The sequence below is a fragment of the Bradyrhizobium sp. JR4.3 genome (genome assembly GCF_040547695.1).
GTDB lineage: Bacteria > Pseudomonadota > Alphaproteobacteria > Rhizobiales > Xanthobacteraceae > Bradyrhizobium > Bradyrhizobium canariense.
The window spans coordinates 229,053-253,922 of the sequence record NZ_JBEPQF010000008.1 but is presented as its reverse complement, the minus strand read 5'-3'; the positions used below and the strand labels follow the sequence as shown (position 1 = coordinate 253,922).

The window sequence follows — 24,870 nt, the reverse complement described above, 5'->3', positions numbered from 1 at the left end:
GTGGGCACGGCGCTTTGCGCCTTTGCCCACCCTACCGCTTCCGTGCACGAACGTCACTCCGCCGCCGTCAGCCGATGCACGTTGTCCGCGATCTCCTTCGGCACCGGCGCCGTCCAGGGCGCGCCGCGGCGGCGCTTGACGTCGACTTCCATCCAGTAGATCTCCCAGCCTCGTGTCGGCCCGATGCCGTCCATGGTCGCCGGGCCCTGGATCGAACGTGCGGTGGCCTCGTCCAGATGCAGCATCGGCTTCTCGCCGCCTGCGACCTTCTCGATCTCCTGCCGCAGCAAGCGGCGGTATTGCACGATCGCCTTGTCGCTCGTGCCGAGGTGCTCCCTGGTGCGGTCCTGGATCGCGCCCATCGATTCCACCGCCCACTGGTCGTGGACGTTGATGTCGGTGCCCATGCCGGTATAGGTCGCCGTCTGCTGCTCGTGCGGATCGAAACCGTAATCGTTGGTCCTGTTCTTGCGAGATTTGTAATCCGGCAGCTCATAGAGCTCGAGCCGCTGGTCGCGCATCATCTTCTTGTCCACGGGGTTCGCGTAGCTCGTGAAGATCGCGTACCAGTAGCAGTTCTCGTCGTCGACCGGCACGTGCCACTGCGTGATCGTCATCTCCGTGCTCATGGGGATGACGAAACCGTGCGGGAAGAGCTGGTTGGTGACGCGCACATGGGTGCGCTCCTCGTCGATCTCGCGCAGCGCGATCAGCCGCAGGCCGTATTCGGTGTGCTCGACATTGATGATCGGGCGGTCGTATTCGCGCAAGATCTTGGTCATCGGCAGGTCGGAGCCTGCCGATGCGCCGCGGAACTGCTTGCCGTAGGCCGTCGAGGTGTCCTCGTCCTCGAAGAAGCGATGCAGATAGGAGGCGTGCGCGGGATCGATGCCGACTTCGAGCGCCTGGAGCCAGTTGCAGGCCATGTGCCCCTTGAATGCAAATGTATGGGTATTGGGCGCGACGAAACAGTCGAGCTCCGGAAATGCCGGCGGCTCGCCCTCGCCGAGATAAGCCCAGAGGATGCCGCTCTTCTCCACCACGGGATAAGAGCGCTGGCGGATGTTCTGGCAGAGTTTTGAGTCCTTCGGCTCCGCCGGGGTTTCAATGCATTGCCCGGTGGCGTCGAACAGCCAGCCATGGAAGGCGCAGCGCAGGCCGCCATGCTCGAGCCGTCCGAACGCGAGATCGGCGCCGCGATGCGCGCAGTGCCGATCGATCAGCCCGTAGCGTCCGGTCTCGTCGCGAAACAGCACCAGGTTTTCGCCGAGCAGTTTGACGGGACGGATCGGGCGCTCACCTTCCAGCTCATCCACCAGCGCCGCCGGCTGCCAGTAGCTCCGCATCAGCTTGCCGCATGGGTCCTTCGGCCCGGTGCGGGTGATCAGGTCGTTCTGCTCCTGGCTCATCATGGCGAGTGCATCCTTTGTGGAGTGGCGTTTGTTCGCCTATTGAACGAATGGGCGAATTATGACATGCCTTGATCCGGCAGCAAGCACTATTTTGCAGGATCCCGACACCCATGCCCAAGCTGAAGCGAAGCGAGAGCGACGAGCGCGCGACGGATTTCGTCGAGAGCCTCGATCGCGGGCTGCGCCTGTTGCAATGCTTCGGCATCACGGCTGGCCCGATGACGCTGAGCGATCTTGCCCGTGCCGCCGAGCTTCCACGCGCCACCGCACGGCGCATGCTTTTCACGCTCCAGCGCGGCGGCTTCGTCAGTGGCGACGGAAAACTGTTCTCGCTGACGCCGCATGTGCTGACGCTGGCGGCGTCGTATCTGCGATCCAATCAGCTCGTCACGGTCCTGCAACCGGTCCTCGATCGCGTCGCGACCGCGGCAAACGAAATCTCCTCGCTCGCGGTGCTCGACGGTGACGATGTCGTGTTCGTCGCACGCAGCAGTCCGACGCGGATGTTCTCAGGCGGATTGGAGATCGGCTATCGGCTTCCGGCGTTCTGCACCTCGGTCGGGCGCGCCATGCTCGGCCAACTCGGCGATGCCGAGCTTGCTGCGCGCCTGAAAGCGATGAAGCGCGAGGCGCTGACGCCGCAGACGGTGACCGACGCAAAGGCGCTGCTCGCACGCATCGCCGCCGACCGCACGCAAAACTATTCGCTGGTGGACCGCGAGGCCGAGCCGCATTTCCGCTCGATCTCAGTCCCAGTGCGTCGTTATGACGATGTCATCGTCGCCGCCATCAACATGGGCGCTCATGTTGACCGGGTGCCGGCCAAGGAGTTGATCGAGCGATTTTTGCCGCTGTTGCGCGAGGGCGCGGAGGCGGTGCGGTCGCAACTCTTGTAGCCCGGGTGAGCGAAGCGATACCCGGGAAAGTCATCGTGAAGACCCGGATGTCGCTTCGCTCATCCGGGCTGCGCGCCAGTGCAAAAATCACGACCGGTTGCGCATCCAGTCGGCGAGGCCCGATATCGCACGATCGAGATCCTGTCGCGCAGCGCTATCCGTCACCGTCTCTTCCAGCGCGCCGCGCATGCAGAGCATCCACGCGTCGCGCTCGGTATCGCCGATGCCAAAGCCGATGTGGCGCTGGCGCAGCCGCGGGTGGCCCTTCTCGACCGAATACAGTTTCGGGCCACCGGTCCATTCGGTGAGATAGCGCTTCAGCACATCCCTGATGAGGCCGAGGTCGTCCGCATGCATTGCGCGAATGATCTTCGCCTCCGGCAGCGTATCCATCCGCTCGTAGAAGCGATCGACCAACAGGTCGATCGTGGCGCTGCCGCCGATCCGCTCGAACATGGAGATTGCGACGTCGCTGTCGGTCATGGGAGTTCGGACCTACAGCGCCACGCTGCGCAGCCCGAAGCTGCGTGCTTCGTTCTGCAGCACCGGCCGCACCGCATCAACCAGGCGCGCCGCGGCGGCATCGACGGACAGTCCTGCCGTGTCCACCACCGCCGTCGCGCGCGCATATAGCGGCTCGCGGCTCAAGAGGATGTTGCGCAGCTCCGCCATGGCGGAGCGGTCGTCGGCCATCGGACGCAGATCGCCCTGGCGGCGGACGCGGGCCATGTGCTCCTCGGGCTCGGCCTTCAACCAGATCGTGTAGAACGACGACAGGATCTGGTCGAACGTCAGGGGCTCCGAGACGATGCCGCCGCCGGTCGCCAGCACCATCAGCTCGTTGCGCGCGAGCAGCTGCTGCAGTGCCGCCTGCTCCATGCGGCGAAAGCCTTCCTGGCCGTAGAGCGCGATGATCTCGGCGACCGAGAGCCCGTTCTGCTGCTCGACCTCCTTGTTGAGCTCGACAAAACTCCAGCCGACCTTCTTCGCCAGCATCCGGCCGAGCGTGGATTTGCCGGCGCCGCGCAGGCCGATCAGCGCGATGCCGCAGAACGGCGCGCGCCGCGGCGCGGAGGCGCTGCCGCCCGCGAGCAAATCCTTGGCTTGCGCGATCTGACTTGGCGTCGCCTTGCGCAGGAGATCGCGAAACATCTGCCAGTCCGGGGTCGGATCGACCGAGGGAAGCAGGTCCTCGAGATGCGCGCCCATCGCGTCGGAGACGCGGCGCAGCAGCACGATGGAGACATTGCCCTTGCCGCTTTCGAGCTGCGCGATGTAGCGCTCCGATATTCCTGATACCTTGGCGAGCACCTTGCGCGACATGCCGCGCAGCGCGCGCGTGGTGCGCACGCGCTGGCCGAGCTGTTCGAGAAATCGGGATTCGGCGTCGGGACTGTCGGTCATGGACTACGGATCATGGGCCTGCTTGAGCGGATGTCTTCTTTTAAGGAGGTCCTGCGGCGCGTATTAATGAAACATAGTGCCTGCTGGCATTGACAGCAAGCCAATGCGGTGTCTTTCTATGAATTATAATTCTAAATTCAGGGGAGAAGTCCGTGAGCGAGGGATCCTATAACGCGGTGACCTGGCTGCTCGACCGAAACGTCGAGGAGGGACGCGGCAACAAGCTCGCCTTCGACGACACCGTCTCACGGCTCACCTATGGCGAGCTCCAGCGCGAAACGCGGTGCGCCGCCAACATGCTGCGCCGGCTCGGTGTTCGCCGCGAAGAGCGCGTGGCCATGATCATGCTGGATACTGTCGACTTCCCGATTGTGTTCCTGGGCGCGATCCGCGCCGGCATCGTGCCGGTGCCGCTCAACACGCTGCTGACATCGGATCAATACGCCTACATCCTCGCCGATTGCCGTGCGCGCGTGCTGTTCGTCTCGGAAGCGCTCTATCCCGTGATCAAGGACGTCGTCGGCCGCATGCCGGATCTCGAGCATGTCGTGGTCTCCGGCGCCAAGCAGAACGGTCACAAGCAGCTCGCCGAGGAGATTGCGGACGAGAGCGACCGGTTCACGACCGCTGCGACACATCCGGATGAGCCGGCGTTCTGGCTCTATTCGTCAGGGTCGACGGGCATGCCCAAGGGGGTGCGGCATATCCATTCGAATCTCCAGGCCACTGCGGACACCTACGCCAAGCAGGTGCTCGGCATTCGCGAGAGCGACGTCTGCCTTTCCGCGGCAAAGCTGTTCTTCGCCTATGGTCTCGGCAATGCGTTGACCTTTCCGATGTCGGTCGGCGCCACCGTCGTGCTCAACAGCGAGCGCCCGACGCCCGCCCGCATGTTCGACCTGATGAACCGCTACAACCCCTCGATCTTCTACGGCGTGCCGACCTTGTTCGCGGCGATGCTAAACGACGAGAGCATGAAGAGCGAGCGTGGCGGCAAGAATTTGCGCATCTGCACCTCCGCCGGCGAGGCGCTGCCGGAATCCGTCGGCAACAGCTGGAAGGCGCGCTTCAGCGTCGACATTCTCGACGGCGTCGGCTCGACCGAGCTGTTGCACATCTTCCTGTCGAATGCGCCCGGCGACATCAAATACGGCTGCTCCGGCAAGCCAGTGCCGGGCTACGCCGTGCGGCTGGTCAATGAGGCCGGACAGGATGTCGCCGACGGCGAAGTCGGCGAGCTCCTGGTCGATGCGCCCTCCGCCGGCGAGGGCTACTGGAACCAGCGCCACAAGAGCCGCCGCACGTTCGAGGGACCGTGGACCCGCACCGGCGACAAATATGTCAGGGATGCCGAGGGCCGCTACACCTTCTGCGGCCGCGCCGACGACATGTTCAAGGTCTCCGGCATCTGGGTCTCGCCGTTCGAGGTCGAGAGCGCGCTGATCACGCATCCCGCCGTGCTGGAAGCTGCCGTCGTGCCGGAAGCCGATCCGGAAGGTCTGCTGAAGCCGAAGGCCTTCGTCGTGCTGCGCCCCGGCGCGACGACGACGGGCCTGCAGGAGATGCTCAAGGACCACGTCAAGCAGAAGATCGGCCCGTGGAAATATCCGCGCTGGATCGATGTGGTGGACTCGTTGCCGAAGACGGCGACGGGCAAGATCCAGCGGTTCAAGCTGCGGGACGGGGCGAATTGAGTGCGTGGATGTCTTGCGTTTCTGTCGCGCCGAATCTCGCTGCGCTCCCTCCCCCTTGTGGGGGAGGGCGGGGAGAGGGGTGGCCCAGGAAGCGGTGTTCGTCGTCACGCGCCAGATGTTCTTCGTCACGCCGGGAATCCCCGTGTGGCACCCCTCTCCCTAGCCCTCCCCCCACAAGGGGGAGGGAACGACTGAACCAGCGGCCGCGTCTCGTTCCAAGTCCGCGCGCGAAGAAGAGCGACAGAACATGACCAATCTCGCCTCCACCGGCTTTCTCAGCATCGATGGCGCCAGCCTCGAATACAAATGGCTGGCGCCGCAATCCGCCGATTCACCCTCCATCGTCATGCTGCACGAAGGCCTCGGCTCCGTCGGCCTATGGGGTGACTTCCCGGAAAAGCTCCAGCAGGCCACCTCCGCCGGCATCTTCGTCTATTCGCGTGCAGGCTATGGCCAATCGAGCCCGGTGACGTTGCCGCTGCCGCTTGACTACATGCAGCGCGAGGCGCTGGACGTGCTGCCGAAGATCCTCGATGCGATTGCCTTCAAGCGCGGCCTGCTGCTCGGCCATTCCGACGGCGCCTCGATCGCGACCATCTACGCCGGCGCGCATCAGGATCATCGCCTGAGCGGCCTGGTGCTGATCGCGCCGCATTTTATCGTCGAGGACATCTCGGTGAAATCCATCGCCGCGATCAAGACCGCCTTTGAGACCACCGATCTCAAGTCAAAGCTCGCGCGCTGGCACAAGGAGGTCGACAACGCCTTCTATGGCTGGAACGCCGCCTGGCTCGATCCGAAATTCCGCGACTGGGATATCTCGGAATATCTCGCCTATATCCGCGTTCCTGTCCTGATCCTTCAAGGCGTGGACGACCAATACGGGACGCTGCGTCAGGCCGAGATCGCGCAGCAAGAATGCTATTGCCCGGTCGATTTGAAAGTCATGTCAGACGCGGCGCATTCTCCGCATCGCGAGGCGCCGGGAGCGACCCTTGACGCGATTGAGCAATTTGCTGCAGCGGCCCTGCGAGAAGACATGCAACAAAATGCATGTGAGAGCCGTTAAGGACTAGACGCGCGCAATAATATGCATTATTGTGCATCTAACGGTAAAATCAAAACGAACTCAAGGGTGGCCCATGGCCGGGGAAGATCGACGCCTCTCAGGCGGCGCGACATTCATCGATTTCCAGACCGAGCCGTCCCGCTACCGGCACTGGAAGCTCGCGGTCGACGGTGACGTCGCCACTCTGACCATGGACGTCGACGAGAATGGAGGCCTGTTCGAGGGCTATCTGCTCAAGCTCAATTCCTACGATCTCGGCGTCGACATCGAGCTTGCCGACGCGGTTCAGCGCCTGCGCTTCGAGCACCCCGAGGTGAAGGTCGTGGTGATGCGCTCGGCCAAGAACAGGGTGTTCTGCGCCGGCGCCAACATCCGCATGCTCGCGGGCTCGACGCATGCCCACAAGGTCAATTTCTGCAAGTTCACCAACGAGACCCGCAACGGCATGGAAGACTCGTCAGAGAATTCCGGCCAGCGCTTCATCACCGTCGTGAACGGCTCGGCCGCCGGCGGCGGCTATGAGCTCGCGCTCGCCACCGACTACATCATGCTCGCCGACGATGGCGCATCGGCCGTTGCCCTGCCCGAAGTGCCGCTGCTCGCGGTGCTGCCGGGCACCGGCGGCCTCACCCGTGTGGTCGACAAGCGCAAGGTGCGCCGCGATCACGCTGATTTCTTCTGCACCATCGAAGAAGGCGTGAAGGGCAAGCGCGCCGTGCAATGGCGCCTGGTCGACGAGATCGCGCCGAACAGCAAGCTCGAAGGCAAGGTTGCCGAGCGCGCGAGGGAATTCGCCGACAGCTCGAAGCGCAAGGGCAGCGGCAAGGGCATCGCGCTGACGCCGCTTAAGCGCATCATCGACGAGACCAGCATCCGCTACGGCTTTGTCACGGTCGATATCGACCGCGCGACGCGGATTGCCACGATCTCGATCAAGGCGCCTGAAGCCGCGCCGCCCGCCGACATCGACGGCATGATGGCGCAGGGTGTCGCGTTCTGGCCGCTTCAGGTCGCGCGCGAACTCGACGACGCCATCCTGCATCTGCGCATCAACGAGCTCGAGATCGCCATGCTGGTGTTCAAAAGCCATGGCGACCGCGCCCATGTGCTCGCCTGCGACGCCTTCCTCGAAGCCAACAAGGCGCACTGGCTGGTCAACGAAATCAGGCACTACTGGAAGCGTGTCTTGAAGCGCATCGACGTCACCTCGCGGACGCTGGTGACGCTGGTCGAGCCCGGCTCCTGCTTTGCCGGCACGCTCGCCGAGCTCGTCTTCGCCGCCGACCGCTCCTACATGCTGATCGGCACGCGCCAGGGCGACAACCGCCCGCCGCCGTCGATCGAACTGTCAGCGATGAATTTTGGCCCGTATCCGATGAGCCATGGCCTGACGCGGCTTCAGTCGCGCTTCCAGGCCGATCCGGCCGATGTGGAACGCGCGGAAGCCACGATGGGCACGGCGCTGGACGCCGAGCAGGCCGAAGAGCTCGGCCTCGTCACCTTCGCGCTCGACGACATCGACTGGGATGATGAAGTTCGCGTGTTCCTGGAGGAACGCGCCAGCTTCTCGCCCGACAGCCTCACCGGCATGGAAGCGAGCCTTCGCTTCGTCGGCCCCGAGACGATGGAATCGAAAATCTTCTCGCGCCTCACCGCGTGGCAGAACTGGATCTTCCAGCGCCCGAACGCGGTCGGCGAGGAAGGCGCGCTGCGCCGCTACGGCAGCGGCCAGAAGCCGAAATTCGATATGACGCGGGTGTAACGATTCTCGTGTCCCGGGCGCGCTGCGGCACGAAGTGACGCTGCGCAGAACCGGGACCCATGTGGACCGAACAATGGGTCCCGGCTCTGCAGCGCACCGCTTCGCGCTGCGCAGCGTCCGGGACAGAAGACAGACCAAGGAGCACGGCCATGAACATGAACATCATGAACGTCGACTACTCGACCAAGATTCCGAACAACGTCAATCTCGCCGAAGACCGCCAAGTGCTCAAAGCGCTGGAGGGCTGGCATCCCGGCTACATGGACTGGTGGAAAGACATGGGGCCGGAAGGCTTCCAGGAATCGCTGGTGTACTTGCGCACCGCCTATTCGGTCGATCCGCGCGGCTGGGCCAAGTTCGATTACGTGCGGATGCCCGAGTATCGCTGGGGCATTCTCCTTGCTCCCCAGGAAGAGAACCGGGTCGTGCCGTTCGGCGAGCATTTTGGCGAGCCGGCCTGGCAGGAAGTCCCGGGTGAATATCGCGCCATGCTGCGCCGTCTGATCGTGATCCAGGGCGACACCGAGCCGGCCTCCGTCGAGCAGCAGCGCCACCTCGGCAAGACCGCGCCCTCGCTGTACGACATGCGCAATCTGTTCCAGGTCAATGTCGAGGAAGGCCGTCACCTCTGGGCGATGGTGTACCTGCTGCAGAAGTACTTCGGGCGCGACGGACGTGAAGAGGCTGACGATTTGTTGCGCCGCCGCTCGGGTGACGCTGACTCGCCGCGCATGCTGGGCGCCTTCAACGAGGCGACCCCGGACTGGCTGTCCTTCTTCATGTTCACCTATTTCACCGACCGCGACGGCAAGATGCAGCTGCATTCGCTGGCGCAGTCCGGCTTCGATCCCTTGTCACGCACCTGCCGCTTCATGCTGACGGAAGAAGCGCACCACATGTTCGTCGGCGAGACCGGCATCACCCGCGTCGTGCAGCGCACCTGCGATGCGATGCGCGAAGCCGGCATCACCGATCCCACCGACATCGCGAAGGTCCGCGCGCTCGGCGTGATCGACCTGCCGACCATCCAGAAGAAGCTGAACCTGCACTATACGCTGTCGCTCGATCTGTTTGGCTCGGAAGTCTCCACCAACGCGGCGAACGCCTTCAACACCGGCATCAAGGGCCGCTATCACGAGACCCAGATCGACGACGATCATCAGCTCAAGAACGCCACCTATCCGGTGCTGAAGTTCATCGACGGCGAGATCAAGCTGGTGGACGAGCCGGCGCTCACCGCGCTCAACATGCGCCTGCGCGACGACTACAGCCAGGATTGCGTCAAGGGCATGCTGCGCTGGAACAAGGTGATCTCGACCGCGGGCTACCAGTTTCAGCTCAAGCTGCCCAACGTCGCCTTCCATCGCCATATCGGCGAGTTCAAGGGCATCCACGCGACGCCGGATGGTCTGTTGATCGACGACGCCACCTGGACGAAGCGCAAGGATGAATGGCTGCCCTCGACCGCCGACGGCGACTTCATCGCCTCACTGATGCAGCCCGTCACCGAGACCGGCCAGTTCGCCTCCTGGATCTCGCCGCCAAAAGTCGGCATCGACAACAAGCCCGGCGATTTCGAGTATGTGAGGATCGAGTCGTAAGTGTCTTCTTCACCTCTCCCCGCTTGCGGGGAAAGGTCGGATCGCTCTTGCGATCCGGGTGAGGGGGTACAGGTGCGGCGACAATCTCACGCGCGGAGAGAGCCCTTCACCCCAACCCTCTCCCCGTAAGAACGGGGCGAGGGAGCGCACTGTCCGCGCGGCGGGCTCGAGCCCCTACCCCGCGATCTCCAGCCCCGCGTTCGCGTACACCACGCCGCCATCCACCGCGATGGTGTTGCCGACCACGTAGTCACCCGCGCGCGAGGCGAGATAGATCGCCACGCCGGCCATGTCCTCGTCGGTTCCGATCCGCCGCGCCGGAATGCGCTTGGCGACATCCTCCGAATGGTCGCGCGCAGCCCGGTTCATGTCGGACTTGAACGCGCCGGGCGCGATCGCGGTGACATTGATGTTGTCCTTGATCAGTTTCGTCGCCATGCGCCGCGTCAAATGGATCACCGCGGCCTTGCTCGCGGCATAGGAGTAGGTCTCGCCGGGATTGACGAAGATGCCGTCAACCGAGGCGATGTTGATGACCTTGGCGGGCCGCTCATGCGAAGCCGCCGCGCGCAGCGGCTTGGCCAGCGCCTTGGTCAGGAAGAACAGCGACTTGACGTTGAGGTCCATCACCTTGTCCCAGCCGCTTTCGGGGAATTCGTCGAACTCCGCGCCCCAGGCAGCCCCTGCATTGTTGACGAGGATGTCGAGCTTCGGCTCCAGCTTGATGATTTCGCCAGCGAGCCTGTCGCAGCCGTCGACGGTCGAGATGTCGATCGGCAGCGCGATGCACTCACCGTCATATCGGCCTGACAGCTCGTTCGCGGTGGCTTCGCAAGGCCCGGCCTTGCGCGCGGTGATATAGACCTTCGCGGCCCCTGCGCTGAGAAATCCCGCCGCGATCATCTTGCCGATGCCGCGCGAACCGCCGGTCACCAGTGCGACGCGGCCTTTGAGCGAGAACAGATCGTTGAACATGGTGCCTCCCTTTGTTTGCGCCGGTTGTGGGCGGGGTGGGGAGGGGAGTCAAGGAAGGCGCCGCATCGTCGTCCTGGCGAAAGCCAGGACCCATTACCCCAGGATAGGGTTGTTTGAATGAGCTGTGGCCCGAGCGCGTCGCAAAATGGACAGCGGTGGCAATGGGTCCTGGCTTTCGCCAGGACGACGGCTGAATTCGCGACGACAGCGGAGATTCGAAACTACGCCGCCGCGATCCTGCGGAAGCCGTTCCACATCGCAGTCGCGGCGCCCGAGGTCAGCACCGGCAGAATCCGCGTGTCCTGGTAATTGCCGTTGAGCGAGACCCGTGGCAGCGCGGTCATGTGGCCGGCGTTTTCGGCGAACAGCATGCCGGGCCGCGTCGTCACCGCGGTCTTGAAGCCGGCGGATGCAGCGAGCACGAATTCACGCTCGCCCGCCGCCTCGCGATCGCCATAGGGATAGGCCAGATGTTGAACGTTGCGGCCCAGCGCCTGCTCGATTCGCGCGCGGCTCACGGCCATCTCCTGCGTGGCGATCGCTTCGCTTTGCTTGGCGAGATTGCAATGGCTGACGGAATGCGCGCCGATCGTGACCAGGGGATCGGCGGCAAATGTCTTCACCTCCTCCCAGGACAGGCAGAGGCTGCGGCACAGCGCGGCCATGTCGACGCCGTATTTCGTGCAGAGCGCCTCGATCTCGCGCTTGAGATCGTGCTCGCCGGGCAGCGCGCGCAACCAGTCGTGCAGGCGGTCGAACGCCGCCTGCTTGGCGGCTGGCGCCGTCGCATCGAGCCGCAGCGCGGCATTGCCGATCGTCACCTCGATCTGCTCGGTCTTGGCGATGACGGCCTCCAGCGCCTCCCACCACAGCCGGCCCGTGCCCTCCGCGAAATCGCTGGCGACATAGACCGCCAGAGGCGCGTCAAATTCGCGCAGAACCGGCAGCGCAAAATCGAGATTGTCGCGATAGCCATCGTCGAGCGTGAAGGCGGCGAAGCGGCGGTCGAACCGGCGCCGCACCAGCCGCTCATGCAGCTCGTCCATGCTGACGATGTCGATCTCGCGCGAGCGCAGATGACGCAGGGTCGCGCGCAGGAATTCGGGGGTGACTTCGAGATGCCTGTTCGGCTGGAACGCCGCCGCGCGGGCCGGCCGCACGTGATGCAGCATGAAAATGGCGCCGACGCCCGACAAAAGCGGCCGCAACAGGTGGTGGGCGCCGCTGAAATAGAGTGCTTCCAGCCCGGCGCGGATGACGTTGTTACGGAGTTGTTTCATGACCCGCTGGCGGACTTTGGCATTCCGCCTTCAACTTACGGAAGAACCCTTGAAGAAAAAGTTATTCCAATTGTCCACGCCCGGCCTTCGGAAGGGCGTCATTTCCGGTTTGACAGCCCGCCAAGGGTTTGTTTTGTCTCCGGTTCCAGAGTTCGGGTCGTCGAATGCAGAAGGTTTTCAGGTGGGCCAGCAAATGGTGGCCGGGGCTCATCCCCCTGGCCGTCATGTGGGGATTTGCGGCCTGGAATAACACTTTGCCGGTCGAGGCGGACCTTTCCGCCCGCAGCTCGGCGGCTCTGAAGGACACCGTTCTGGACAAGACCCGGATCGCGGTGGACGGCCGCGACGTCAGCCTGGCTGCGGACGCGTTTTCCGAGGAGGGTCGCCGCGACGCTGTTGTGGCGGTCGAGACCGTCCCGGGCGTGCGCCTGGTCGACGACCGGACCCGCCTCGTGCCCGAGGCAAAGCCCTTCGTCTGGAACGCCGAACGCGACGTGGTGCGGGTTACGCTGTCAGGCTCCGCGCCCCTGCCGTCGATGAAGGGCCGCCTGACCGAGGCGGCCCGCAAGGAAGTCGGCGGTACCGAGGTGGCCGATCAGATGGGTTTGGCACGCGGCGCACCGCCGCGGTTCGAGGCGGCTGCGATGCTGCTGCTCGACCAGATCGGCAAGCTCAAGGATGGCAAGATCACGATCACGGACACCAAAGTCACTCTGTCGGGGATGGCGCGCGATCTCGGCGGCCGCGAAGCAGTCGCAGCGGCGCTCAAAAACCTGCCCGAGGGCTTTTCGATCGCCGCCAACGACGTCAAGGCGCCGCCTTACGTTTTCCAGGCCTACAAGGATCCGGTGGCCGCGACGGTGACGCTGACCGGCTATGTTCCCGACAACAATGTCCACGCGGCCATCGCCACCAGCGCGTCGCGGAAATTCTTCAACGAAAAAATCGTCGACAATCTCAAGGCCAGCGTCGGCGCGCCCGGCGCCTTCAGCCCCGCCGTGGTCGCGGCGCTCGGCGCGCTGTCGCGACTGTCGACCGGCACGCTCGTCGTGTCCGACCGCGAGGTGAAGCTGTCGGGCGACGCGCTCTATGAAGGTGCCGCCAACGACATCCGCGCAGGCCTCGGCAAGGATTTTCCGAAAAACTGGCAGTACAAGCCGGAAATCACGGTGAAACCCGCGGCCGGGCCGGTCGACGGCACCGTGTGCCAGCAATTGTTCTCGGAGCTCTTGGCCAAAGCCAAGATTCGCTTCGGGGCGAAGCGCGCCGAGATCGATCCGGATTCCGCCGGCATTCTCGATCATCTGATCGAGACGGCATTGCGATGTCCCACCACCAATATCGAAGTCGCCGGGCATACCGATGCCGACGGCGAGGATTCCTTCAACCAGGCACTCTCGGAGAAGCGTGCGCAGGCGGTGATCGACTACCTGGTCAGGGCCGGCCTGCCTGCCAACCGGTTCACCGCGGTCGGCTACGGCAGCACGCAGCCAGTCGCCGGCAATGACAGCGAAGACGCCAAGGCGCAGAACCGCCGCATCGAATTTCTGGTGAGGTGACGATGCCCTATCTCGTCTCGTTCCATCTGGGCTGGCTGATCGGCTCGCTGCTACTCGGCTTCTGCATGGGCTGGATCTCGGTGGTCCAACGCGGCAACGGCACCTCGAAGGTGACCGCGCGCTGGCTCGCCGTGCTTGTTGCCGGCCTGGTTGCGGCCTCGTTCGCGCATGTGGTCCCCGGTCGCTTCGGCTACTGGCTCGACCTCGGCCTGACCATGTTCGCCTGCTACCTCGTCGGCGCCGCCATCGGCGCCTGGCTGCGCGATCGGGTGGTCGCGCGCAGCATGCCGCCGGCCTGAGCGGCTGAGCCGAGAGGCAAACGCGCGCCCGCTATCGCGCTCATCACCTGCTCCGCCATCAGATTTCAAGGGCGAGGATGTGGCGCTTGACATCAATACGTACGTACGTATTATAACGCCATGCCAAAGCCCTCGCTCAAAGACGCCATTCTCGACGCCGGCCTGAAGGTCATGTTTCGGACCGGCTATCACGGCACCAGCGTGCGCGACGTCACCACTGCTGCGGGCGCGCCGCAGGGGTCCTTCACCAATCATTTCCGCTCAAAGGAAGCATTCGCCTCCGAGGTGCTCGACCGCTACTTCGAGATCACAAGGGCGCTGGTCGCCGAGGCGCTCGACGACACCTCGCTGACCCCGCGGGCGCGGCTGAAGCGCTACCTGGACATCATCACTGGCCGGCTCGAAGCGGACGGCTACGGCCGCGGCTGCCTGATTGGCGATCTCAGCCTGGAGGCGACCGGCAGCAGCGAGATGCTGCGCGCGCGCCTTGCGGCCATCTTTGCTGAATGGCGCATGCCGTTCGCCGCCTGCATCAGGGATGCCCAAACCAGCGGCGAGATTGCCTCCGATTTCGAGCCTGAGGAGCTCGCCGACTTCCTGCTCGCGTCCTGGCAGGGCGCGATCCTGCGCATGAAGGTCGACCGCAATCCGAAAGCGCTCGAACGTTTCAAGACCATCGCATTCCAAACCGTGTTCAAGGAGCTGACATGACCAAGCAGATCGAGATCAAGATTCGCAAAGCGTCCGTCCTCGGAAGCAGCATGGCCTATCGTGAGACAGGCGCGCAGAACGCGCCGGTCGCGCTCTTCCTGCACGGCAATCCGACTTCCTCGTACATCTGGCGCAACATCATGCCCTTGGTCTCACCGGTCGCGCATTGCCTCGCGCCCGACAACATCGGCTTCGGTCAGTCCGATAAGCCCGACATCGACTACCGCTTCTTCGATCACGTCCGCTATCTCGATGCCTTCATCGAACAGCGCGGTATCACGTCGGCCTATCTCGTCGCGCAGGATTGGGGCACGGCGCTCGCATTTCATCTTGCGGAGCGCCGCCCGGATTTCGTGCGCGGCCTTGCCTTCATGGAATTCATCCGTCCGATGCCGACCTGGCAGGACTTCCACGACACAGAAGTTGCCGCAGAGCAGGAGCACGCCGGGGCGGCGCGGGCGGCCTTCCGCAAATTCAGGACGCCGGGCGAGGGCGAGGCGATGATCCTCGAGGCGAATGCCTTCGTCGAGCGCGTGCTGCCGGGCGGCATCGTGCGCAAGCTCAGCGAGGACGAGATGGCGCCCTATCGCACGCCGTTCCTGACACCGGAGAGCCGCCGGCCCGTTCTTGCGCTTCCGCGCGAACTGCCGATCGCAGGCGAGCCTGCTGACGTCTATGAGGCGCTCCAGTCCGCGCATGCAGCGCTGACCGCGTCGTCCTATCCAAAGCTCCTGTTCACCGGCGAGCCCGGAGCTCTGGTCGCACCGGAATTTGCCGAACGGTTTGCAGCCTCCCTGAAGCACTGCGCGCTGGTTCGTCTCGGCGCCGGCCTGCATTTCCTCCAGGAGGATCACCCCGAGGCGATCGGGCGCTCCGTCGCCGGCTGGATCGCGGGCATCGAGGCGGTGCGCCCGCAGCTTGCGGCCTGAGCAGAACGCTACCTCCGAACGACATGCTCATCGCGGCCGCTGGCCGGCGGCCGCGATGACGTCTGTGATGTCGCAGTGCAACCGGATGATCGAGCGCGAGCCGTCGGCCACGTAATCGTGCGCGCCGCAGCGGCCGCGCGCGGAGCGACCCTCTTTCAACAGCGGAATCCCGCCCATAGATTGATTTCGACTTAAGCCGTGACGGAACATTGTACGGCCGAAATCATCAAAACTTCATGGCGTCTGCGCAGGATTGCCATGGAGATTCGCGTCAGGCTTGCCGCCGAAAGCGCCAAACCGTGCATCAGGAGCCCGCAACCTGCCTAAAACCTTGAAGCCACGACTTTTTGTTCGAATTGTCGAATTCCACTCCGCCCCAAAACGCGCTAGTGGAGGGGCAGGGGGCATGCGCGATGCCGGAGCCGCTGACGAGGATTCGTCGAGTGCCCGTGCGTCGTCCGCCTGTTCGCTGGCCACCCCGGCCGCTGAAGCGTTGTTCGAGGTCTAGATGCTGGAAGCCATACGCAGAGCGATGACGTTTCTGCGCCAGAAGCAAATCCTGCATAAGCTTGGAGTTGTGATCAGCGTCGCGGTCATCGGCATCGCTTGCTATGTGCTTTACCACATGCTGCGCGGCATCGATGTCAACGAGGTCCTCGAAGCGATCAAGAGCACCGAGCCGAGCCAGATTGCGCTGGCGGCTTTGTTCGTCGCCGCGGGCTATTTCACGCTGACCTTCTATGACCTGTTCGCCGTGCGCGCGATCGGCCACGCCCACGTGCCCTATCGGATTAACGCGCTCGCCGCCTTCACCAGCTATTCGATCGGCCACAATGTCGGCGCCAGCGTCTTCACTGGCGGCGCGGTGCGCTACCGCATCTATTCGGCCTATGGGCTGAACGCGATCGATGTCGCAAAAATCTGCTTCCTCGCCGGCCTGACCTTCTGGCTCGGCAACGCCGCGGTGCTCGGCCTCGGCATCTCCTATCATCCGGAGGCTGCGGCCTCGATCGACATGCTTCCGCCCTGGCTGAACCGGATGCTGGCGATGATGATCATCGTCGGGCTGGTCGCCTACGTGGTCTGGGTCTGGACCCAGCCCCGGATGGTCGGCCGCGGGCCCTGGACCGTGATGCTGCCGGGCGGCCCGCTGACGCTGCTCCAGATCGCGATCGGCATCATCGATCTCGGCTTCTGCGCGCTGGCGATGTACGTGCTGGTCCCGGACGAGCCCAATCTCGGCTTCGTGGTGGTCGCGGTGATCTTCGTCTCGGCCACGCTGCTCGGCTTTGCCAGCCATTCGCCCGGAGGCCTTGGCGTGTTCGACGCGGCCATGCTGGTCGGGCTCTGGCAGATGGACCGCGAGGAGCTGCTGGGCGGGATGCTGCTGTTCCGCGTCCTCTATTATCTGTCCCCTTTCGTCATATCTGTAATCTTGCTGACGTTTCGCGAAGTTATCATCGGCGCACGATCGAAGCGCCTGCAGCAGGCGGCGCTCAAGCTCGACCCCGGGCCCGCGCCTGAAGCCGCTTACGTGAGAAAGCGCAGCGACAGCGGCGCCTGACCGGCGCAACGTCCTTTGGAGAAGCCCGCCCCGATGGCGATCGACGCCCCATCTTCTCCCTCCTCCCAGCCCTGGTCCGACCGGCTGCGGCACTCGACCGTCATCCTGATCGCCGCGGCGTTGGCGCTGTCGGTGGTGGTCTCGCTGGGCGAATTGTCGGCACTGCATGCCATCGCGGTTTTCCTCTGCGTCGCGGTCGCAGCGCTGATCCCGTGGCGCCTGCACGATACCGCCGCCTCGCGCGAAGAGACCCGCCGCGTCAACCCGGTCGAGAGCGCGGCGGTCGCCGCGGTGGTTGCCGGCATGCCCGATCCCGCGGTGCTGCTCGACCGCGCCGGCCGCGTCATCCATCTCAACGCCGCAGCCGCCCAGCTCGCGCCGGCGCTGCGCCGAAATGAGCTCGCTCAGTTCGCGCTGCGCTCGCCCGAGATCATCACGGCGCTGCGCGAGTCGATCGCGACCACCGAGCCGCGGCGCGCGACCTATCTCGACCATGTCCCGGTCGATCGCTGGATGGAGCTGACCATCACGCCGGTGCCGGTGCCGACCACCTTCGGCGGCGCCGACAAATGCATGCTGATGACCTTCCACGACCAGACGCCGCTGCGTCGGGTCGAGGAGATGCGGGCCGATTTCGTCGCCAATGCCAGCCACGAGCTGCGCACGCCGCTGGCCGCGCTGTCCGGCTTCATCGACACGCTCCAGGGCCAGGCCAAGGACGATCCCAAGGCGCGCGAGCGCTTCCTCGGCATCATGCACAACCAGGCCACCCGGATGGCGCGCCTGATCGACGATCTGCTGTCGCTGTCGCGGGTGGAACTGTCCGCCCATGTGCGGCCCGACACCCTGGTCGACCTGCTGCCGATCATCTTGCAGGTCGCCGACGGGCTCGAGCCGCTGGCGCGGGAACGCCAGGTCGAGGTCGAGACCCAGCTCCCTGAGACCCCGGTACTGATCGCGGGGGACCGCGAGGAGCTGCTCCGCCTGTTCGAGAATTTGATCGAGAACGCGCTCAAATACGGCGCCGCGGGCGGTCGCGTCATCGTGTCGCTGATGCCAGGCGCCGCCCCTGATGGAACTCAGGAAATCCGGGTCCTGGTCCGGGATTTCGGCCCCGGCATCGCGCCGGAGCACCTGCCGCGGCTGACCGAACGGTTCTACCGGGTCGATGTCGGCGACAGCCGCTCGCAGGGCGGCACCGGCCTCGGATTATCGCTGGTGAAACATATTCTTAACCGCCATCGCGGCCGGCTTTTGATCGAAAGCGTGCCCAAACAGGGCGCCACTTTCACCGCCTGTTTCCCCCAGGGCAAGCCTGCGGCTCTGAGCTAAATTCCAGCGATTTCAGCTGCTTAACGCTGTCATCCGACTGTCACCAAACCTTCGTAAAAGCTCAGCTGTCCGCTCCTAAAGGGGCGGCACGGGGAGCGCGATCGGGCGCGGATGGCGCTTCGCTCCCCTGTATGGAGACCAGCATGAATTTCCTCAAAACACTCGTCGCTGCTGGCATCGTCGCCGCATCGACGACGGCGGCCTTTGCTGCCGATATCACCGGTGCCGGTGCGACGTTCCCGTTCCCGATCTATTCCAAATGGGCTGACGCCTATAAGAAGGAGACCGGCAACGGTCTGAACTACCAGTCGATCGGCTCCGGCGGCGGCATCAAGCAGATCCAGGCCAAAACCGTGACCTTCGGCGCCAGCGACGCGCCGCTCAAGGCCGAGCAGCTCGAGAAGGACGGCCTCGTCCAGTGGCCGATGGTGATGGGTGCCATCGTTCCCGTCGTCAACATCGAGGGCGTGAAGCCCGGCGAGATGGTGTTCGACGGCGAGACGCTGGCCAGCATCTATCTCGGCAAGATCACCAAATGGGATGACGCCGCGATCAAGAAGCTCAACCCGAACGTGAAGCTGCCCTCGGAGGCCATCACCGTGGTCCGCCGTTCGGACGGCTCTGGCACCACCTTCAACTTCACCAACTACCTCGCCAAGGCCAGCGCGGACTGGAAGAGCAAGGTCGGTGAGGGTACCGCGGTCGAGTGGCCGGTCGGCGTCGGCGCCAAGGGCAACGAAGGCGTGTCCGGCAACATCAGCCAGACCAAGAACTCGATCGGCTACGTCGAGTACGCCTATGCCAAGCAGAACAAGCTGACCTACACCGGCCTCGTCAACAAGGCCGGCAAGCCGGTGCAGCCCACCGTCGAAGCGTTCCAGGCGGCCGCCTCCAACGCCGACTGGGCCAAGGCGCCCGGCTACTACGTCATCCTGACCGACCAGCCCGGCGAGAAATCCTGGCCGATCACGGCGGCGACCTTCATCCTCATGCACAAGGACGCCACCGACAAGGCGGCCTCGCAGGAAGCCATCAAGTTCTTCCGCTGGGCCTTCAAGAACGGCGGCAAGGCGGCTGAAGAGCTCGACTACATCCCGATGCCGGACCCGGTCGTTCAGCTGATCGAGAAGACCTGGGCTGCCGAAATCAAGAGCTAGCTTCGCGACGCTCGTGCCCCGGATGCGCTGCGCCGCATCCGGGGCACGGACCAACAAAAAAACGTATGCTATTTAGTACAGGGGATCGGCGTGGCAGAGATGGCCGTTCAGAGCGATGTAATCGACGACGCCGGACCGTATGATCGCGCCAAGGCCTTGAGCGCGTTCAAGCTCGGCGACGTCACCTTCTACTGGATCACGCGGCTCTCCGCGATCTCGGTGCTTCTGATACTCGGCGGCATCATCATTTCGCTGATCGTCGGCGCCTTCCCGGCGATGAAGGAATTCGGGGTCTCGTTCCTGTGGACGCAGCGCTGGGCACCGTCGGCCGATCCGCCGGTGCTCGGCGCGCTCGGGCCAATGTACGGCACGCTCGTCACCTCCTTCATCGCGATGCTGATCGCCATCCCCGTGGGTCTCGGCATTGCGATCTTCCTCACCGAGCTCTGCCCGCAATGGCTGCGCCGCCCGATCGGCATGGCGATCGAGCTGCTCGCCGGCATCCCCTCGATCATCTACGGCATGTGGGGCTTCTTCGTGTTGGGTCCGTTCCTCGCCAACACGTTCCAGCCCTTCATGATCAAGATCTTCGACGGCGTGCCCGTGCTGGGCGCGATCTTCGCAGGTCCCCCGTCCTATCTCAGCCTGTTCAATGCCGCGCTGATCCTCGCCATCATGGTGCTGCCCTTCATCACCTCGATCTCGGTCGACGTGTTCAAGACCGTGCCTCCGGTCCTGAAGGAAGCCGCCTACGGCGTTGGCTGCACCACCTGGGAAGTCGTCCGCAGCGTGGTGATCCCCTACACCCGCGTCGGCGTCATCGGCGGCGTCATGCTGGCGCTCGGCCGAGCGCTCGGCGAGACCATGGCGGTGACCTTCATCATCGGCAACTCGTTCCGGATCTCGTCGTCGATCTTCGCGCCGGGCACCACGATCTCGGCGGCGATCGCATCCGAGTTCGCCGAGAGCGACGGCCTGCACCAGTCCGGCCTGATCCTGCTCGGTCTCCTGCTGTTCGTGCTGACCTTCTTCGTGCTTGCAGCGGCGCGGCTGATGCTGATGCGGCTGGAAAAGAAGGCGGGGAACTAGCGCCATGAATCCGATCTATTCACGCCGCCGCCGCAAGGACATCGTCGTTCGCGGGCTCTGCATCGCCGCAACGGCCTTCGGCGTCACCTGGCTCGCGCTGATCCTGATCACGCTGCTCTACAACGGACTGGCGGGACTCAACGTCCAGCTGTTCACCGAGAACACGCCGCCACCCGGATCGAATGAGGGCGGTCTGCTCAACGCCATCGTCGGCTCGCTGATCATGACCGTGATTGGCGTCGGCATCGGCGCGCCGCTCGGCATGTTCGCCGGGACTTATCTCGCCGAATACGGCCGCAATGACCGGCTGACCTCGGTGATCCGCTTCATCAACGACATCCTGCTCTCGGCGCCCTCGATCATCATCGGCCTGTTCATCTATGGCGCGGTGGTCGTGCCGATGCGCGGCTTCTCGGCGATCGCAGGCTCGCTCGCGCTCGCGGTCATCGTGATCCCGGTGGTGCTGCGCACGACCGAGGACATGCTGCTGCTGGTGCCGAACGCGTTGCGCGAGGCGGCCTCGGCGCTCGGCCTGCCGCGTTCGCTGGTGATCAAGCGGATCGCTTATCGCGCCGCGCGCTCCGGCCTTATCACCGGCGTGCTGCTCGCGACCGCTCGCGTCGCCGGTGAAACCGCGCCGCTGCTGTTCACCGCGCTGTCGAACCAGTTCTTCAGCCTCGGCCTGAACAAGACGATGGCGAACCTGCCGGTCACCATCAACAACTTCGTGCAGAGCCCCTATGCCTACTGGAAACAGCTGGCCTGGAGCGGGGCGCTGCTCATCACCCTGACCGTTCTTGCCCTTAATATTGGCGCGCGCATCCTTGGCGCCGAGAGGACCGCAAAATGAGTGATCTTTCAGTATCGTCGATGAGCGCGGCCGGTGGGCTGCCCCACGCGCCAGTGCTGCCGGAGGCGCCCCCGAAGGTGACCGTGCGCAACCTGAACTTCTATTACGGCGAGCACCACGCGCTGAAGAACATCAACCTGACGCTCGGCGCCAATCGCGTCACGGCGTTCATCGGTCCGTCGGGCTGCGGCAAGTCGACCCTGCTGCGCATCTTCAACCGGATGTACGACCTCTATCCCGGCCAGCGCGCCACCGGTCAGCTGATGCTCGACCAGACCAACATCCTCGACGGCAAGCTGGACCTCAATTTGCTGCGCGCCCGCGTCGGCATGGTGTTCCAGAAGCCGACGCCGTTCCCGATGACGATCTACGAGAACATCGCGTTCGGCATCCGCCTGTATGAGAAGATCTCGAAGTCCGAAATGGACGGCCGCGTCGAGAAGGCGCTGCGCGGCGGCGCGCTGTGGAACGAGGTCAAGGACAAGCTCAACGCCTCCGGCCTGTCGCTCTCCGGCGGCCAGCAGCAGCGCCTCTGCATCGCCCGCACCGTCGCGGTGCGGCCCGAGGTGATCCTGTTCGACGAACCCTGTTCGGCGCTCGACCCGATCTCGACCGCCAAGGTCGAGGAGCTGATCCAGGAGCTGTCCGAGGATTACACGATCGCGATCGTCACCCACAACATGCAGCAGGCGGCGCGCGTCTCCGACAAGACCGCCTTCATGTATCTCGGCGAGCTGATCGAGTTCGACGACACCAGCAAGATCTTCACGTCGCCGACCGACCGGCGCACGCAGGATTACATCACCGGCCGGTTCGGCTAGGAGACGCGACATGGCTTCCGAACATACCGCAAAGGCTTTCGACACCGACCTCCAGGAACTCACCCGCCTGGTCGCCGAGATGGGCGGCATCGCCGAGCGCATGATCGTCGAGTCCGTCGACGCGCTGATCCGCCGCGACGTCCCGCTCGGCCAGCGCGTCGTCGCCATCGACACCGAGCTCGACGCGCTGCAGAAGCGCATCGAGGAGCGTGCGGTGCTCACCATCGCCCGCCGCCAGCCGATGGCGGTCGATCTGCGCGAGATCGTCGGCGCCATGCGCGTCGCGACCGATCTCGAGCGCATCGGCGACCTCGCCAAGAACATGGGCAAGCGCGTCGCGGCGCTGGAGACGGACTTCCATCCGCTCAAGCTGTTCCGCGGCCTCGAGCACATGACCGACCTCGTGCAGCAGCAGGTCAAGTCGGTGCTGGACGCCTATGCCGCGCATGATTTGCCGGCGGCGATGGCGGTGTGGAAGGGCGACGAGGAAGTCGACGCCATCTGCACCTCGTTGTTCCGCGAGCTCCTCACCTACATGATGGAGGATCCGCGCAACATCTCGTTCTGTATTCACCTGATGTTCTGCGCCAAGAACATCGAGCGGATCGGCGACCACGCCACCAACATCGCCGAGACCGTGTTCTACATGATCGAGGGCCAGGCGATCACCGACAAGCGGCCGAAGGGCGACATGACGACCTTCGCCAACACGGTACCGAACACCTGAAGACTTAAGGGAGCGACGACCCGATGGGCGCACGCATTATGGTGGTTGAGGACGAGGAAGCCCTGACCGAGCTTCTCCGCTACAACCTCGAAGGCGACGGCTATGACGTCGAGACGGTGATGCGCGGCGACGACGCCGACACCCGCCTCAAGGAGCACATCCCCGATCTGATCGTGCTCGACTGGATGCTGCCGGGCCTGTCAGGCATCGAACTGTGCCGCCGGCTTCGCACCCGTCCCGAGACCAAGCAGCTCCCGATCATCATGCTCACCGCGCGCGGCGAGGAGAGCGAGCGGGTGCGGGGTCTTGCGACCGGCGCCGACGATTACATCGTCAAGCCGTTCTCGGTGCCGGAGCTGCTGGCACGCGTGAAGGGCCTGCTGCGGCGTGCAAGCCCGGAGCGGCTCGCCACCGTGCTTGCCTTTGGCGACATCGAGCTCGACCGTGACAAGCGCCGCGTGGCGCGATCGGGCCGGCCGATCGATCTCGGTCCGACCGAATATCGCCTGTTGGAGTTCTTCCTGGAGCATCCGGGCCGGGTGTTCTCGCGCGAGCAGCTGCTCGACAGCGTCTGGGGCCGCGACATCTATATCGACGAGCGCACCGTCGACGTGCATATCGGCCGTCTGCGCAAGCTGCTCAATCTCGGCCGCGAACAGGACCCGATCCGCACCGTCCGCGGCGCCGGCTACGCGCTGGATGATCGGTTTGCCAAGGCGGAGCAGGTGTAGGGTTGCAGGCTCGTTTGTTGGCGAGCTGTCCCTGCATTCTCCGATGTCGTCCCGGACAAGCGAGCGAAGCGAGCGCTGATCCGGGACCCATAACCACAGGGAGTGGTTTGGCGAAGACTCAGAGTTACCCCTTTCGCACGACTACTGCGTGCTCGGAGTATGGGTCCTGGCTTTCGCCAGGACGACACTGAAATTATTGAACTGTCTTTGCGCGACGACTTGCCGTGATTACCGCGGACCCGGCTTCACCGGTGCGCGGCGCCGATCCGACGCCGGCTGGTACGCAACACGCGAGTGCTGGGCACAATAGGGCAGGCCGGACAGCGCCCGTCCACCGCAGAAGAAGAAGTCCGGGCTCGAGGGATCGCCGACCGGCCAGTGGCAGGTCGCCTCGTTCAATTCGAGCAGCGACAGCCGCTGGCTCATCGGCACCACGTTGTCGTAGGTGACCGGATCCGGCTCAGCCTCGACCTCGAAGGCCTGCGCCAGCGCGGTGTTGCCGCGCGAGATCGGGCGGCTCACCCGCATCATGTGCTGCGCGGGGCGCGCCTTGCGCGGCCGGGGCGCTGCCGATGATGGGCTCTTGGCGCGGCCCGAAAGACCGAGCCTGTGCACTTTGCCGATCACGGCATTGCGGGTCACATTGCCGAGCTCCGCCGCGATCTGGCTGGCCGAAAGTCCGGCCTCCCAGAGCTTTTTCAGCTGCTCGACGCGATCATCGGACCAGGTCAAAACCGTCATTGCACCCTTTCCCTCGCTGCGCGCCAGCCATCCTGGGGCCTCGCAGCGAATGCCTAAGCCTTCAAAAACCCGTGCCGCCAGAATCCCTTAAGGCTCGCCGGGCGCGTCTTGAACGCCCGAACGTTTACGCCGGTACATAAGGACTTAAAGATCAGAACCACTGCACGAGATGTCGTATCTGACAATCCAAACGCTACAATATGGCGTGACTCCCGCGCAAGAGTCCGCCGACTCGCTTCCACATGTTCCGTGGCTAAATCCCGCAAA

At 64.4% G+C, this 24,870-nt stretch carries 24 protein-coding genes; 17 read left to right on the top strand and 7 right to left on the bottom strand.

The window, feature by feature from the left end:
• Nucleotides 1–53: 53 nt before the first annotated feature.
• Nucleotides 54–1,412 carry an aromatic ring-hydroxylating dioxygenase subunit alpha gene (locus ABIB91_RS16150; protein WP_354162233.1) on the bottom strand — a complete coding sequence of 453 codons (1,359 nt, stop codon included), beginning with the start codon at nucleotides 1,410–1,412 and terminating at the stop codon, nucleotides 54–56.
• 110 nt (nucleotides 1,413–1,522) lie between these two features.
• On the opposite strand from ABIB91_RS16150, the gene ABIB91_RS16145 reads away from it, so the two are divergent.
• Nucleotides 1,523–2,308 (top strand): IclR family transcriptional regulator domain-containing protein, encoded by a 786-nt coding sequence (locus ABIB91_RS16145; RefSeq protein WP_354162236.1) that lies wholly within the window; start codon nucleotides 1,523–1,525, stop codon nucleotides 2,306–2,308.
• A gap of 87 nt (nucleotides 2,309–2,395) precedes the next feature.
• Here ABIB91_RS16145 and ABIB91_RS16140 read toward each other — a convergent pair whose 3' ends face one another.
• Both ABIB91_RS16140 and ABIB91_RS16135 read right to left on the bottom strand, forming a co-directional pair.
• Nucleotides 2,396–2,791 (bottom strand): group II truncated hemoglobin, encoded by a 396-nt coding sequence (locus ABIB91_RS16140; protein WP_219679028.1) that lies wholly within the window; start codon nucleotides 2,789–2,791, stop codon nucleotides 2,396–2,398.
• 12 nt (nucleotides 2,792–2,803) lie between these two features.
• Complete coding sequence (locus tag ABIB91_RS16135; RefSeq protein ID WP_007597907.1) at nucleotides 2,804–3,712, bottom strand: helix-turn-helix transcriptional regulator; 909 nt, start codon at nucleotides 3,710–3,712, stop codon at nucleotides 2,804–2,806.
• A 152-nt stretch (nucleotides 3,713–3,864) separates the two neighbouring features.
• On the opposite strand from ABIB91_RS16135, the gene ABIB91_RS16130 reads away from it, so the two are divergent.
• The 4 genes from ABIB91_RS16130 to boxB all read left to right on the top strand — a co-directional run bounded on the left by ABIB91_RS16130 (nucleotide 3,865) and on the right by boxB (nucleotide 9,838).
• Entirely contained in the window at nucleotides 3,865–5,406 is a 1,542-nt protein-coding gene (locus tag ABIB91_RS16130; protein WP_354162240.1) for a benzoate-CoA ligase family protein, read from the top strand.
• A 247-nt stretch (nucleotides 5,407–5,653) separates the two neighbouring features.
• Nucleotides 5,654–6,475, top strand: a complete 822-nt coding sequence (locus ABIB91_RS16125; RefSeq protein WP_354162243.1) for an alpha/beta fold hydrolase — start codon at nucleotides 5,654–5,656, stop codon at nucleotides 6,473–6,475.
• A gap of 73 nt (nucleotides 6,476–6,548) precedes the next feature.
• Nucleotides 6,549–8,237, top strand: a complete 1,689-nt coding sequence (boxC, locus tag ABIB91_RS16120; RefSeq protein ID WP_354162246.1) for a 2,3-epoxybenzoyl-CoA dihydrolase — start codon at nucleotides 6,549–6,551, stop codon at nucleotides 8,235–8,237.
• Between the two features lie 149 nt (nucleotides 8,238–8,386).
• The gene (gene boxB / locus ABIB91_RS16115) at nucleotides 8,387–9,838 is read left to right on the top strand and encodes a benzoyl-CoA 2,3-epoxidase subunit BoxB (RefSeq protein WP_354162249.1); all 1,452 of its coding nucleotides are present in this window, start codon (nucleotides 8,387–8,389) and stop codon (nucleotides 9,836–9,838) included.
• Nucleotides 9,839–10,012: 174 nt separating this feature from the next.
• On the opposite strand, the gene ABIB91_RS16110 is transcribed toward boxB, so the two are convergent.
• Together ABIB91_RS16110 and ABIB91_RS16105 are read right to left on the bottom strand one after the other, a co-directional pair.
• Nucleotides 10,013–10,813: an SDR family oxidoreductase gene (locus ABIB91_RS16110; RefSeq protein ID WP_007597897.1), complete on the bottom strand. Its 801-nt coding sequence runs from the start codon at nucleotides 10,811–10,813 to the stop codon at nucleotides 10,013–10,015.
• A gap of 221 nt (nucleotides 10,814–11,034) precedes the next feature.
• A complete protein-coding gene (locus tag ABIB91_RS16105; RefSeq protein ID WP_354162253.1) occupies nucleotides 11,035–12,093 on the bottom strand; it encodes a polysaccharide deacetylase family protein in 1,059 nt (352 codons plus the stop codon).
• 164 nt (nucleotides 12,094–12,257) lie between these two features.
• Here ABIB91_RS16105 and ABIB91_RS16100 point away from each other — a divergent pair, with 164 nt between their 5' ends.
• The 4 genes from ABIB91_RS16100 to ABIB91_RS16085 all read left to right on the top strand — a co-directional run bounded on the left by ABIB91_RS16100 (nucleotide 12,258) and on the right by ABIB91_RS16085 (nucleotide 15,591).
• Nucleotides 12,258–13,652: an OmpA family protein gene (locus tag ABIB91_RS16100; RefSeq protein ID WP_354162256.1), complete on the top strand. Its 1,395-nt coding sequence runs from the start codon at nucleotides 12,258–12,260 to the stop codon at nucleotides 13,650–13,652.
• 2 nt (nucleotides 13,653–13,654) lie between these two features.
• A complete protein-coding gene (locus ABIB91_RS16095) occupies nucleotides 13,655–13,951 on the top strand; it encodes a hypothetical protein (RefSeq protein ID WP_354162259.1) in 297 nt (98 codons plus the stop codon).
• Nucleotides 13,952–14,071: 120 nt separating this feature from the next.
• Complete coding sequence (locus ABIB91_RS16090; protein ID WP_354162262.1) at nucleotides 14,072–14,662, top strand: TetR/AcrR family transcriptional regulator; 591 nt, start codon at nucleotides 14,072–14,074, stop codon at nucleotides 14,660–14,662.
• Nucleotides 14,659–15,591 (top strand): haloalkane dehalogenase, encoded by a 933-nt coding sequence (locus ABIB91_RS16085; RefSeq protein ID WP_354162265.1) that lies wholly within the window; start codon nucleotides 14,659–14,661, stop codon nucleotides 15,589–15,591. The genes ABIB91_RS16090 and ABIB91_RS16085 overlap by 4 nt, the downstream gene beginning before the upstream one ends.
• Before the next feature lie 27 nt (nucleotides 15,592–15,618).
• On the opposite strand, the gene ABIB91_RS16080 is transcribed toward ABIB91_RS16085, so the two are convergent.
• Complete coding sequence (locus tag ABIB91_RS16080; RefSeq protein ID WP_283843401.1) at nucleotides 15,619–15,750, bottom strand: hypothetical protein; 132 nt, start codon at nucleotides 15,748–15,750, stop codon at nucleotides 15,619–15,621.
• A gap of 349 nt (nucleotides 15,751–16,099) precedes the next feature.
• Here ABIB91_RS16080 and ABIB91_RS16075 point away from each other — a divergent pair, with 349 nt between their 5' ends.
• The 8 genes from ABIB91_RS16075 to phoB all read left to right on the top strand — a co-directional run bounded on the left by ABIB91_RS16075 (nucleotide 16,100) and on the right by phoB (nucleotide 23,862).
• Nucleotides 16,100–17,155 (top strand): putative bifunctional lysylphosphatidylglycerol flippase/synthetase, encoded by a 1,056-nt coding sequence (locus ABIB91_RS16075; RefSeq protein ID WP_354162268.1) that lies wholly within the window; start codon nucleotides 16,100–16,102, stop codon nucleotides 17,153–17,155.
• A gap of 33 nt (nucleotides 17,156–17,188) precedes the next feature.
• Nucleotides 17,189–18,487 (top strand): ATP-binding protein, encoded by a 1,299-nt coding sequence (locus ABIB91_RS16070; protein ID WP_354162271.1) that lies wholly within the window; start codon nucleotides 17,189–17,191, stop codon nucleotides 18,485–18,487.
• A gap of 143 nt (nucleotides 18,488–18,630) precedes the next feature.
• Nucleotides 18,631–19,644 carry a phosphate ABC transporter substrate-binding protein PstS gene (gene pstS, locus ABIB91_RS16065; protein ID WP_007597882.1) on the top strand — a complete coding sequence of 338 codons (1,014 nt, stop codon included), beginning with the start codon at nucleotides 18,631–18,633 and terminating at the stop codon, nucleotides 19,642–19,644.
• A gap of 99 nt (nucleotides 19,645–19,743) precedes the next feature.
• On the top strand, nucleotides 19,744–20,733 hold the full coding sequence (gene pstC, locus ABIB91_RS16060) for a phosphate ABC transporter permease subunit PstC (protein WP_007615692.1): 990 nt from the start codon (nucleotides 19,744–19,746) through the stop codon (nucleotides 20,731–20,733).
• A 4-nt stretch (nucleotides 20,734–20,737) separates the two neighbouring features.
• Entirely contained in the window at nucleotides 20,738–21,583 is an 846-nt protein-coding gene (pstA, locus tag ABIB91_RS16055; protein ID WP_007597877.1) for a phosphate ABC transporter permease PstA, read from the top strand.
• On the top strand, nucleotides 21,580–22,404 hold the full coding sequence (gene pstB / locus ABIB91_RS16050) for a phosphate ABC transporter ATP-binding protein PstB (RefSeq protein WP_354162276.1): 825 nt from the start codon (nucleotides 21,580–21,582) through the stop codon (nucleotides 22,402–22,404). Before pstA ends, pstB begins: the two co-directional genes overlap by 4 nt.
• Before the next feature lie 10 nt (nucleotides 22,405–22,414).
• Entirely contained in the window at nucleotides 22,415–23,131 is a 717-nt protein-coding gene (gene phoU, locus ABIB91_RS16045; RefSeq protein WP_007597873.1) for a phosphate signaling complex protein PhoU, read from the top strand.
• Nucleotides 23,132–23,154: 23 nt separating this feature from the next.
• On the top strand, nucleotides 23,155–23,862 hold the full coding sequence (phoB, locus tag ABIB91_RS16040; RefSeq protein WP_007597871.1) for a phosphate regulon transcriptional regulator PhoB: 708 nt from the start codon (nucleotides 23,155–23,157) through the stop codon (nucleotides 23,860–23,862).
• 228 nt (nucleotides 23,863–24,090) lie between these two features.
• Here the strand turns inward: phoB and ABIB91_RS16035 are convergent, their stop codons facing one another.
• Nucleotides 24,091–24,603: a GcrA family cell cycle regulator gene (locus ABIB91_RS16035; protein WP_007597869.1), complete on the bottom strand. Its 513-nt coding sequence runs from the start codon at nucleotides 24,601–24,603 to the stop codon at nucleotides 24,091–24,093.
• Nucleotides 24,604–24,870 lie beyond the last annotated feature (267 nt).